This is a genomic window from Streptomyces sp. NPDC050147, assembly GCF_040660195.1.
Classification (GTDB): Bacteria; Actinomycetota; Actinomycetes; order Streptomycetales; family Streptomycetaceae; genus Streptomyces.
Genome location: NZ_JBFALJ010000042.1, coordinates 40,774 through 51,898 on the forward strand (window position 1 = coordinate 40,774; position 11,125 = coordinate 51,898).

Annotated in this window: 12 protein-coding genes; 3 read left to right on the top strand and 9 right to left on the bottom strand. The window is 70.6% G+C overall.

Features of this window, described 5'->3' with window-relative positions; all coding sequences use genetic code 11:
- Positions 1-264 precede the first annotated feature (264 nt).
- Both AB0I94_RS39985 and AB0I94_RS39990 read right to left on the bottom strand, forming a co-directional pair.
- A complete protein-coding gene (locus AB0I94_RS39985; protein WP_363314729.1) occupies positions 265-1,761 on the bottom strand; it encodes an NAD(P)H-hydrate dehydratase in 1,497 nt (498 codons plus the stop codon).
- A gap of 22 nt (positions 1,762-1,783) precedes the next feature.
- A complete protein-coding gene (locus AB0I94_RS39990) occupies positions 1,784-2,152 on the bottom strand; it encodes a holo-ACP synthase (RefSeq protein ID WP_363314730.1) in 369 nt (122 codons plus the stop codon).
- A gap of 100 nt (positions 2,153-2,252) precedes the next feature.
- Between AB0I94_RS39990 and coaA the strand changes: the two genes are divergently transcribed.
- The gene (gene coaA / locus AB0I94_RS39995; protein ID WP_363314731.1) at positions 2,253-3,251 is read left to right on the top strand and encodes a type I pantothenate kinase; all 999 of its coding nucleotides are present in this window, start codon (positions 2,253-2,255) and stop codon (positions 3,249-3,251) included.
- Positions 3,252-3,280: 29 nt separating this feature from the next.
- Positions 3,281-4,228 (top strand): DUF389 domain-containing protein, encoded by a 948-nt coding sequence (locus AB0I94_RS40000; RefSeq protein WP_363314732.1) that lies wholly within the window; start codon positions 3,281-3,283, stop codon positions 4,226-4,228.
- Here the strand turns inward: AB0I94_RS40000 and glmM are convergent.
- The 4 genes from glmM to AB0I94_RS40020 form a co-directional block, all read right to left on the bottom strand.
- Positions 4,225-5,583, bottom strand: coding sequence for a phosphoglucosamine mutase (gene glmM, locus AB0I94_RS40005; RefSeq protein WP_363314733.1), 1,359 nt, complete (start codon positions 5,581-5,583; stop codon positions 4,225-4,227). The genes AB0I94_RS40000 and glmM overlap by 4 nt on opposite strands.
- A gap of 133 nt (positions 5,584-5,716) precedes the next feature.
- Positions 5,717-6,238, bottom strand: a complete 522-nt coding sequence (gene rpsI / locus AB0I94_RS40010; RefSeq protein WP_361716623.1) for a 30S ribosomal protein S9 — start codon at positions 6,236-6,238, stop codon at positions 5,717-5,719.
- A 45-nt stretch (positions 6,239-6,283) separates the two neighbouring features.
- The gene (gene rplM, locus AB0I94_RS40015) at positions 6,284-6,727 is read right to left on the bottom strand and encodes a 50S ribosomal protein L13 (protein ID WP_363314734.1); all 444 of its coding nucleotides are present in this window, start codon (positions 6,725-6,727) and stop codon (positions 6,284-6,286) included.
- Positions 6,728-6,937: 210 nt separating this feature from the next.
- Positions 6,938-8,110 (bottom strand): glycosyltransferase family 87 protein, encoded by a 1,173-nt coding sequence (locus AB0I94_RS40020; protein ID WP_363314740.1) that lies wholly within the window; start codon positions 8,108-8,110, stop codon positions 6,938-6,940.
- 110 nt (positions 8,111-8,220) lie between these two features.
- On the opposite strand from AB0I94_RS40020, the gene AB0I94_RS40025 reads away from it, so the two are divergent.
- On the top strand, positions 8,221-9,069 hold the full coding sequence (locus AB0I94_RS40025; protein WP_363314735.1) for a hypothetical protein: 849 nt from the start codon (positions 8,221-8,223) through the stop codon (positions 9,067-9,069).
- Positions 9,070-9,099: 30 nt separating this feature from the next.
- Here the strand turns inward: AB0I94_RS40025 and truA are convergent, their stop codons facing one another.
- The 3 genes from truA to AB0I94_RS40040 all read right to left on the bottom strand — a co-directional run.
- The gene (gene truA, locus AB0I94_RS40030) at positions 9,100-9,954 is read right to left on the bottom strand and encodes a tRNA pseudouridine(38-40) synthase TruA (protein WP_363314736.1); all 855 of its coding nucleotides are present in this window, start codon (positions 9,952-9,954) and stop codon (positions 9,100-9,102) included.
- Positions 9,955-10,035: 81 nt separating this feature from the next.
- On the bottom strand, positions 10,036-10,548 hold the full coding sequence (gene rplQ, locus AB0I94_RS40035) for a 50S ribosomal protein L17 (RefSeq protein WP_363314737.1): 513 nt from the start codon (positions 10,546-10,548) through the stop codon (positions 10,036-10,038).
- A gap of 137 nt (positions 10,549-10,685) precedes the next feature.
- Positions 10,686-11,125, bottom strand: a 440-nt coding sequence (locus AB0I94_RS40040; protein ID WP_363208726.1) for a DNA-directed RNA polymerase subunit alpha C-terminal domain-containing protein, incomplete at its 5' end; no start/stop codon positions are given.

Here is an 11,125-nt window from a genome sequence, read left to right on the forward strand (position 1 = left end):
AGCTTTCCCACCCACCCGCCCGATTGCCCGGCAGCGAGACGCGAGGGGACGTGCCGGTTTGTCCGCCCGGAGCACGGTTCGCGGCACTCCGGAGCCGAAGCAGCCCCGCGGCCACCGGACGATAGCGAGGACGGACATACCGGTGCGGCCCCGCCCCCACAGACGGACCGGCCCCGCAGCAACACACGACGCCCCGCAGAGGGCAGAGGCAGACCCCAAAGACGGCCCCGCGCCCCCAGCGGACCCCCCGCAACACCGCCGCCCTCAGCGAAGCCCCCGTACATCCCGCCAAGCCGCGGGAATCGCCTCTGCCACGTCATGCGCCCCCACAGGCGCCCCATCCGCCGCATGCCGCCCCGCGAGGCCATGCAGATACGCGCCCACAGCCCCCGCGTCCCCCGCACCGAGCCCCGCCGCGAGCAACGCCCCCGCGAGCCCCGAGAGGACGTCACCGCTGCCCGCGGTGGCCAGCCAGGGCGTCCCCGTGGGGTTGACCCGCACCGCACCGTCCCCCCGCCCCGCGACCAGCGTCGTGGACCCCTTGAGCAGCACCGTCGCCCCGTACCGCCCCGCCAACTCCCGCACAGCGGCGAGACGCCCGCGTTCGACCTCCTCCCGCGCGACCCCCAGCAGCGCCGCCGCCTCCCCCGCATGCGGCGTGAGCAAGGTAGGCGCCTCCCGCCCCCGCACGGCTGCCGCGTCGGCGAGGCGCAGCCCGTCCGCGTCGATCAGCACGGGCACATCGGCGGCGATCACATCCGCGAGCCGCCCGGCGTCGTCCCCGAGCCCCGGCCCGACCACCCAGGCCTGCACGCGCCCCGCCTTGGACGGCGGGCCCGCGGAAACGAGGGTCTCCGGGAACCGCGCGATGACGGCATCCGCCGCGTGCCCCACGTACCGCACGGCCCCCGCGCCACCCCGCAGCGCGCCCGCGACGGCGAGCACCGCCGCTCCGGGATACCGGTCGGACCCGGCGACGATCCCCACGACGCCCCGCCGGTACTTGTCGCTCTCCCCGGTCGGCATCGGCAGGAGCGAGGCGACATCGGCGTACTGCAGAGCTTCGACCTCGCCCCCGCCCAGCCCGGGACGGCCCAGCTCCGGACGGCCCAGCTCGAGCCCGATGTCGACCAGCCGCACCACACCCGCGTACTCCCGCCCGGGATCGATCAGCAGCCCCGGCTTGTACGCCCCGAAGGTCACCGTCACGTCGGCACGGACAGCCTCGCCCGAGACCACTCCGGTGTCCGCGTCGACACCGCTCGGCAGGTCGACGGCGACCACGGGGATGCCGGCATCCCGTACCGCACCGGCCAGTTCCGAGGCCTGGGGCCGCAGGCCGCCCTTCCCGCCGATGCCCACGATCCCGTCCACGACAAGATCGGCCCCGCGAAGAACGTGAACGACGTCAGGAACGCGCAGAGCACCCTCCGCACCCCCGGCGCCACCGCCGGCGACCCTCCCCCCAGCCGCACGAAAGGCCGCAAGCCCGCCCCCGTGCACCCGTTCGGGCGAGAGCAGCACCGCGCTCACCCCGGCCCCACGCCGGGCGAGCCGGGCCCCGGCGTACAGCGCGTCGCCGCCGTTGTCCCCGCTCCCCACAAGGAGCACGACCCGGGAGCCGTACACCTTGCCGAGCACCTCGGCACAGACCACCGCGAGCCCGGCCGCCGCCCTCTGCATCAGGGCACCTTCCGGCACCCTCGCCATCAGCTCCCGCTCAGCAGCCCTGACCGTCTCCACCGGGTACGCAGTACGCATACCCCCGAGTGTCACCCAGGGCCTATCCCTCAGCAATCACCACGGCGGAGGCCACCCCGGCGTCATGGCTGAGCGAGACATGCCAGGACCGCACCCCCAGCTCGGCGGCCCGCGCGGCCACCGTCCCCTTCGCCCTCAGCCGCGGCTGACCGCTCTCCTCGACGTACACCTCCGCGTCCGTCCACCGCAGCCCCGCGGGCGCGCCCAGCGCCTTGGCCAGCGCCTCCTTGGCCGCGAACCGCGCCGCGAGCGAGGCGATCCCCCGCCGCTCCCCGCTCGGCAGCAGCAGCTCCCGCTCCACGAAGAGCCGCCCGGCCATCCCGGGCGTACGTTCAAGCGCCGCCTCGAACCGCTCGATCTCGGCCACGTCGATTCCGACCCCAATAATCACGGGCAGCAGCCTACGAGGGCGGGCACCTCATCCGTTCAAGCCCCGCGGGGGGTGACACACCCCACCCCCCGGCCCGTTCAAACAGCCGTAACAATGGACTGTGATCTCATCGGTCTCCGTACCCCCGACGACCGCGCGGAGCGCCCACCGGCACAGGCCGGAGGCGACTCCCTACGTCGACCTCACCCGCACCGAGTGGAGCGCCCTGCGTGACAAGACGCCGCTTCCCCTGACCGCCGAGGAGCTGGACAAGCTCCGCGGCCTGGGTGACGTCATCGACCTGGACGAAGTCCGTGACATCTATCTGCCGCTCTCCCGCCTCCTCAACCTCTACGTAGGCGCGACGGACGGCCTGCGCGGCGCCCTCAACACCTTCCTCGGCGAGAAGGGCTCCCAGTCGGGCACGCCTTTCGTCATAGGAGTCGCCGGCTCGGTGGCCGTCGGCAAATCGACCGTCGCCCGCCTCCTCCAGGCCCTGCTCTCCCGCTGGCCGGAGCACCCCCGCGTCGAGCGTGTGACGACCGACGGCTTCCTCCTGCCCACCAAGGAACTGGAGGCCCGTGGCCTGATGTCCAGGAAGGGCTTCCCGGAGTCGTACGACCGCCGCGCCCTCACCCGCTTCGTCGCCGACATCAAGGCGGGCAAGGACGAGGTGACGGCGCCCGTCTACTCCCACCTGATCTACGACATCGTGCCGGACCAGCGCCTGACGGTCCGCCGCCCCGACATCCTCATCGTGGAGGGCCTGAACGTCCTCCAGCCGGCCCTCCCCGGCAAGGACGGCCGCACCCGCGTGGGCCTCGCCGACTACTTCGACTTCAGCGTGTACGTGGACGCGCGCGAAGAGGACATCGAGAGCTGGTACCTGAACCGCTTCAAGAAGCTCCGCGACACGGCGTTCCAGGACCCGTCCTCGTACTTCCGCAAGTACACCCAGGTCTCGGAGGAAGAGGCCCTGGACTACGCCCGTACGACCTGGCGCACCATCAACAAGCCCAACCTCCTGGAGAACGTGGCCCCCACCCGGGGCCGTGCCGCCCTGGTCATCCGCAAGGGGGCCGACCACAAGGTGCGGCGCCTGAGCCTGCGCAAGCTGTAACCCCGGCAGCCCCCGGATACCCTGCGCGGATGCTGCATCTGCGCCTGATCACCCCGGCGGACAAGACGGACGACGTGGTGCGCCTGATCGAGGAGACGGTCGGCGCCACCCATCTGGCCGTCATGTCGGGCGCGGCCCGCGACCCCGTGGGCGACATCGTGACGTGCGACGTCGCCCGCGAGGCGGGTGACACGCTGATCGGCGGCCTGCGCGCGCTCGGCATCGACAAGTCGGGCTCGATCGCGCTGGAGAACATCGACCTGTCGCTCTCCCTGCGGGCGGACAAGGCGGCGGACGACGCACCGGGCGAGGGCGCGGACGCGGTCCTGTGGGAGCAGCTCACCGACGCGACGCACGAGGAGTCGACGCTCTCGTTCACGTACGTCGCCTTCATCACGCTGGCCACGATGATCGCGGCCTGCGGCGTGGTGCTCGACAACGCGATCCTGATCGTGGGAGCGATGGCCGTGGGCCCGGAGTTCGGGCCGCTGGCGGGCTTCTGCACGGCTCTTGTGCGACGTGCCCCGCGCCTCGCGCTGCGCTCGCTCGTCGCGATCCTGGTGGGCTTCGCCATCGCCATGGCGATGACGGTCGGCTTCAGCTTCTTCATGGACGCCGTCGGCCTGTTCACCGAGAAACAGTTGGAGCAGGACCGCCCCAACACCAGCTTCGTCTACGCGCCCGACTGGTTCTCGTTCGTCGTGGCGGTCCTCGCCGGGGCCGCCGGCACGCTCTCGCTGACCTCGTCCAAATCGGGCGCGCTGGTCGGCGTCGCGATCTCGGTGACGACGGTCCCGGCGGCCGCCAACGCGGCGGTGGCGCTCAGCTACGGCGACGCGAAGCAGACCCAGGGCTCCACCGAGCAGCTCCTGCTCAACCTGCTCGGCATCGTCCTGGCCGGGACGCTCACGCTGCTGGCCCAGAAGTTCTTCTGGGCCAGGCAGCACGACCGTACGGCCAAGTCACAACTGCCTTAGCCCAGCGCCGACTTCACCACATCGGCGAGACGCCCGGCCACCGACCGCGCCTGGTCGATGTCGGCGGCCTCCACCATGACGCGCACCAGCGGCTCCGTGCCGGACGAGCGCAGCAGCACCCGTCCCGTGGCGCCCAGTTCACGCTCGGCCTCGGCGACGGCGGCCGACAGCTCGGCGGAGGTGTTGACCCGCGTCTTGTCGACGTCGGGCACATTGATCAGGACCTGCGGGAGCCGCTCCATGACCCCGGCGAGCTCCGCGAGGCTGCGCCCGGTCTCGGCGACGCGCGCCGCGAGCAGCAGCCCCGTCAGGGTGCCGTCTCCGGTGGTCGCGTGGTCGAGGATGATCACGTGCCCGGACTGCTCGCCGCCGAGGGCGAAGCCGTGCTGCTTCATCGACTCCAGGACATACCGATCGCCGACGGCGGTCTGCACGAGGGAGAGGCCCTCGCGCTCCATGGCGAGCTTGAAGCCCAGGTTCGACATGACCGTGGCGACGACGGTGTTCTCGCGCAGCGTGCCGTGCTCGCGCATGGCGAGCGCCAGGACGGCGAGGATCTGGTCCCCGTCGATCTCGGCACCCGTGTGGTCCACGGCGAGGCAGCGGTCGGCGTCACCGTCGTGCGCGACACCGAGGTCGGCGCCGTGCTCGACGACGGCGGCCTTGAGCAGGTCCAGGTGCGTGGACCCGCAGCCGTCGTTGATGTTCAGGCCGTCCGGCTTGGCGCCGATCGTGATGATCTCGGCACCGGCGCGCGCGAACGCCTCGGGCGAGACGCGGGCGGCGGCGCCGTGCGCCTCGTCGAGGACGATCTTCAGTCCGTCGAGGCGGTTGGGGAGCACACCGAGGAGGTGCGCCACGTACTGGTCGAGGCCCTGGTCGTACGTCTGCACACGGCCGACGCCCGCGCCCGTGGGGCGCTGCCAGGGATCGCCGGTGCGGTGGTCCTCGTACACGGACTCGATGCGGTCCTCCAGCTCGTCGGCCAGTTTCTGGCCGCCGCGCGCGAAGAACTTGATGCCGTTGTCCGGCATGGCGTTGTGGCTCGCGGAGAGCATCACGCCGAGGTCGGCGCCCAGCGCACCGGTGAGATGCGCCACCGCGGGGGTGGGCAGCACACCGACGAGCTGGACGTCCACGCCCGCGCTCGCGAGGCCGGCGACCACCGCGGCCTCCAGGAACTCCCCTGAGGCGCGGGGGTCTCGTCCGACCACCGCGACCGGCCGATGGCCCTCGAACGTGCCCGCTTCGCCGAGCACATGAGCCGCCGCCACGGAGAGCCCGAGCGCGAGCTCGGCCGTCAGATCCGCGTTGGCGACACCGCGCACGCCGTCCGTGCCGAAGAGTCGTCCCACTGCTGTCCTCCTCCGGACTTCTACCCCGGGGTCACCGGGGTCCCTCCCCGGTATCACCAGGGTTTCCGATAAACGAACGCCCCGGCGGCACACAACGTGCCGCCGGGGCGAACGAAAAGCACAAGCAGGCAGATTAGCGCTTGCTGTACTGCGGAGCCTTGCGCGCCTTCTTGAGACCGGCCTTCTTGCGCTCGACCGCACGGTCGTCACGCTTGAGGTAACCGGCCTTCTTGAGGGCGGCGCGGTTGTTGTCGACGTCGGCCTCGTTCAGCGCACGGGCGACACCGAGACGGAGCGCACCGGCCTGACCGGAGACGCCGCCACCCGAGATGCGGGCGATGACGTCGTAGCGGTTGTCGAGCTCGAGCACCTTGAAGGGCTCGTTGACTTCCTGCTGGTGGACCTTGTTCGGGAAGTAGTCCTCGAGCGTGCGCCCGTTGACCTTCCACTTGCCGGTGCCCGGGACGATCCGGACGCGGGCGATGGCGTTCTTGCGACGGCCCAGGCCGGCGGCCGGCTGCGGGTCGCCGAAGCGCGCGGCGTTCGACTCCGAGGTGTACTCGCCCTCGACGGGCACCTCGGACTCGGTGGTGTACTGCTCGACGTCAACAACCTCGGTCTCTTCGACCGGCTGCTCAACGGTGGTCTCGGCCACGATTCTCCTCAGATTTCTTTACGTCTTTGGGGGTGGTGGCCGGAACTACTGCGCGACCTGGGTGATCTCGAACGGGACCGGCTGCTGAGCGCCGTGCGGGTGCTGGTCACCCGCGTAGATCTTCAGCTTCGAGAGCATCTGACGGCCCAGGGTGTTCTTGGGGATCATGCCCTTGATGGCCTTCTCGACGGCCTTCTCGGGGTTCTTCGCAAGAAGCTCGTCGTAGCGGACGGAACGCAGACCACCCGGGTAGCCGGAGTGGCGGTACGCCAACTTCTGGGTCCTCTTGTTGCCGGACAGGTGAACCTTGTCGGCGTTGATGATGATGACGAAGTCGCCCATGTCCATGTGGGGGGCGTAGATCGCCTTGTGCTTACCCCGCAGGAGGTTGGCGGCAGTGGTCGCCAGACGGCCCAGGACGATGTCCTGAGCGTCAATGACGTGCCACTGGCGGGTCACATCGCCGGGCTTGGGGCTGTACGTACGCACTTCGTAGCCTTCGCTTCTTCAGTGGATGGGGTCCAGACACACGGCACCCAGGAAGCGATCATGCAGCTGGGGCTCACAATGCCGGGGACGCTGCCCGTATGCGAGCCACTGGTAACTGCTCCAGGGAACCTACGTATGGGCCCTTCGCGTGAGAACGACGACACCAATACGCATAACATCCCCGAGAGTACCCGCGCTGCCCCGTACGGGTCAAAACGCGGCCCTGGAGACCGGCACAGCCGACTCCAACGCCTCGGAAGGTCCTGCGCCACCCAGGTTAACCGCCCTCGGCCGCAGACAGGACCGGCCGACCGTGAAGGCCAGTACACACAGCGTTACGCAGTCCCGGAAGGCCCGCCGGGTGCCGGGTTCCAGCCAGGGCCAGGTGAACCCCGGGACCTGCGGGACCAGCGCCAGCCAGAACCACTTCTCACGCGCCACCGCCCCCGGCACGAGAACCCCGGCGAGCAGCAGCGGCACGGCGACGAGCAGATAGTGGTCGTACGACGGCCTGGACACCAGGAAGGCCGCCAGCATCAGCATCACGGCGGTCTCGACCACCCGCGGCTCCTGCGCGCCACCGCCCCGCCAGCGCCGCCACGCGCACCACACCCCCACCCCCGCGGCCACCAGGGCGATCAGCGTCGCCACCCCCTCCGGCACCCCGAGCCGCGGCAGGACGGCCGCGGGCGACGCCTCGTAGAGCCGTACGAAGCTGTCGTCGCCCCGCAGCAGGAAGGGCAGCGTCCGCGTGAAGAACCCCGCGGGGTCCGGCATCGTGAGCGCCGCAAGCGACGACACCACCCCCGGCACGAGGACCGCACCGCCGAGCGCGCGCCACCGCCTGGCGAAGACGAAGAGCAGCAGCACCGGCACGAGCAGCGGTTTCACGGCCACGACGGCCCCGATCACCAGGCCGGCGGCCCCCCACCTCCCTCGGCAGATGAGCAGCAGCGCCAGCGGCAGCGCGGCCGCCGACGCCACGGTCCAGTTGCCGAGCTTGATCAGGTGCCCGAACGGCGCGAACCCCACGGCGAGCGCGAGCAGCCCGAGCACCCCGAACCGACTGCGCCACGGAACGCCATGGATGCGCAGCGCACACCCCCACCCGAAGACGAGCGAGGCCGTGACCCCCGCCGGCACGAGGAACCGCACGACGGACTGCGGGAGCAGGGCCTGCGGCACCGCGGCCAGCACGGCGCCCGGCAGATAGAGGAAGTGCCGGTCGGCGTAGGGCGAACGCCCTTCCAGCCAGGCCTCGGCCGCCCGCACCACGATGGCGTTGTCCATCCCTCCGCCCGAGCTCTTCAGCCCCACCCGGACGACCGCGGCGATCAGCACGGCCCCGAGCGCCGCCCAGGCGTGCCAGGTCACCGGCCGCAGCAACCATCCATTAACAGCTACTTTGCCCGTATTCATAGGGATCAGGCTAGGTCGGCCACCTCCCCCTGCCCCCGCTCAACATCCCCAACTGCCCGTCTAAGATGCGGCGCATGAGCTTTGGGCAAGGGGGACCTCAGTGGGGTCCAGGGGATTCGCGGACCCCTGACTGGGCGGCGCTCGCCGAGGCGTCCGAATCGCGCACCCGGCGCCGCAAATGGCTGATGATCGGCGGCGGCGCGCTCGCCACCGTCGTGGTCGCGGCCGCCGTCGCCGTCGCGGTCGTCTCCGCGAACAGCGACAACACCTCCGCGTCGAACAAACCGGCGAGCGAGCTGCCCTCGACCGCCGACATCCCCGGCGCGAGCGAGAACCCCGGCCCGTCCTTCGAGGAGACGACGCCGCCGCCTCCGCCGGACCCCAAGGAGTTCATCTCCAGCGCCAAGAAGGACAAGGCGCCGCTCAGCGCCGACACGCTCTTCCCCGGCAAGTCGCTGACCTCGGGCGACCGCGTCTACAAGAAGGGCGCCACCAGCGCCACGAAGAAGTGCGCGAGCGTCGCCCAGCCCGCGCTCGGCGCGATCCTCACCAAGAACGACTGCACGCAACTCTTCCGCGCCAGTTACGTCAAGGACAACATCGCCGTGACGGTCGGCGTCGCCGTCTTCGACACGGCGGCCCAGGCCACCAAGGTCAACGAACAGGCCAAGGAAGGCCTGGTCGTCGCGCTCCCCGGCAAGGGCGTCCCCGCCTTCTGCCAGACGGCGGTCTGCCGCGGCACGTACAACGCCCACGGCCGCTACGCCTACTTCACGACGTCCGGCTTCACCAGCGCCAAGGACGTCACGACCAAGGAGCGCAAGGTCTACACGGTCGGCGACGACCTGGCCCGCTTCGCCTTCGGCCAGATCCAGCGGCGGGGCGAGGCGCAGGCTTCCGCCGCGGCCAACGCCCCGCAGTAGTCCGGCACTCGCGAGTCCGGCAGCCGGGGCTCAGCAGCACCCGGCGCCGGGCAACGTCCGCTTGTTGCGGGCTTCCTTGCTGCGCGCGGCGAGCAACTCGTCGGCGGGGTAACCGACTTCCTCGAGCGTCAGCCCGTGCGGCCGTACGACATGCACAGCGGAGTCCCGCACGCCCGCGGCCAGCACCTTGGCGGGCCACTCCACGGGCCGGTGCCCGTCACCCACGAACAACATGGCGCCGACCAGGGATCGCACCATGTTGTGGCAGAAGGCATCGGCCCGCACGGTCGCTTCGAGAATCCCGTCGGCCCGCCGCTCCCACCGCAGTTCCTGGAGCGTACGAATGGTCGTGGCGCCCTCGCGCCGCTTGCAGTACGCGGCGAAATCATGCTCACCGATGAGCCGCTCGGCAGCGGCGTTCATGGCGTCGAGGTCCAACTCCCAGTCGTGCCACAGCACATGACCGCGCAACAGCGGATCGACGCCACCCGGGTGGTCGGTCACGCGATAGGCGTAACGCCGCCACACGGCCGCGAACCGCGCGTTGAACCCCGCGGGAGCCTCGGCGACCTTCCAGACCCGCACGTCGTGCGGCAGCCGCCCGGCGAGCCTGCGCAGCAGCTTGTCGCTGTGCTCGGCCCACACCCCCTCAGGCAGATCGACATGAGCGACCTGCCCCCGCGCGTGCACCCCGCTGTCGGTCCGCCCGGCGACGGTCAGCTCGTACGTCTCCTGCGACCGCGTCACGGTCCGCAGCGCGGCCTCGATCTCCCCCTGGACGGTCCGCTGCCCCTGCTTCTGCTTGGCCCAGCCGGAGAAGTCCTTGCCGTCGTACGAAAGGTCGAGGCGCACCCGCACGAAGCCGGGCTCTACTACATCACTCACACCAGTAATCCTCTCAGCGCCAGGTGCATGCGAAAGCGGGCCCGCCCCCAAGGGCGGACCCGCTCACAGCAAGGCAGAGCCTCAGGCGTCCTTCGCGCTTTCACCGGCCGCGTCCGCGGCGGGCTCGGCAGCCTCGTCACCCTTGGTCGTGTCGACCTTGGGCTCGGAAACCTCGGCGTCCTTGGCGGAGCGCTTCGTCGCCGCCTCGGCCTCACCGGTGGCCTCCTGGGCCACGGTCAGGGCCTCCACCAGCTCGATGATCGCCATGGGCGCGTTGTCGCCACGACGGTTACCGATCTTGGTGATACGGGTGTAGCCACCCGGGCGGTTCTCGTAACGCGGGCCGATCTCGGTGAAGAGCGTGTGGACGATGCTCTTGTCCGTGATCACCTGAAGCACCTGGCGGCGGTTGTGAAGGTCACCCTTCTTCGCCTTGGTGACCAGACGCTCCGCGTAGGGACGCAGGCGACGGGCCTTCGCCTCGGTGGTGGTGATGCGGCCGTACTCGAAGAGCTGCTTGGCGAGGTTCGCCAGCAGAAGCTTCTCGTGCGCGGCGCTGCCGCCCAGACGGGCACCCTTGGTGGGCTTCGGCATGGTGTTTCTCCTTGTGATCTGCCCCGGCCGTATCAGGTACCGGAGTCAGTGGCACCGCGCCCCGTCAGGGGCGCGGGGAACTGCGTGATCAACCACAACGATCCCGCAGCCAAATTCAAACCGCTCGTCCCGAGCTCTTAGTACTGCTCGGTCTCGACGAACCCGGCGTCCGCGTCGTCGTCGGCGCCGAAGGCGTCCGCGGCAGCGGTCGGGTCGAAGCCGGGAGGCGAGTCCTTCAGCGCGAGACCCATGCCGTTCAGCTTCATCTTGACCTCGTCGATCGACTTCGCACCGAAGTTGCGGATGTCGAGCAGGTCCGCCTCGGAACGGGCCACGAGCTCACCCACGGAGTGGATGCCCTCGCGCTTGAGGCAGTTGTACGACCGAACGGTGAGCTCGAGCTCCTCGATCGGCAGGGCGAGATCGGCGGCCAGGGCCGCGTCCGTCGGCGAGGGGCCCATGTCGATGCCCTCGGCGTCGATGTTGAGCTCGCGGGCCAGACCGAACAGCTCGACCAGGGTCTTACCGGCGGACGCCATGGCGTCGCGCGGGCGCATGGCCTGCTTGGTCTCGACGT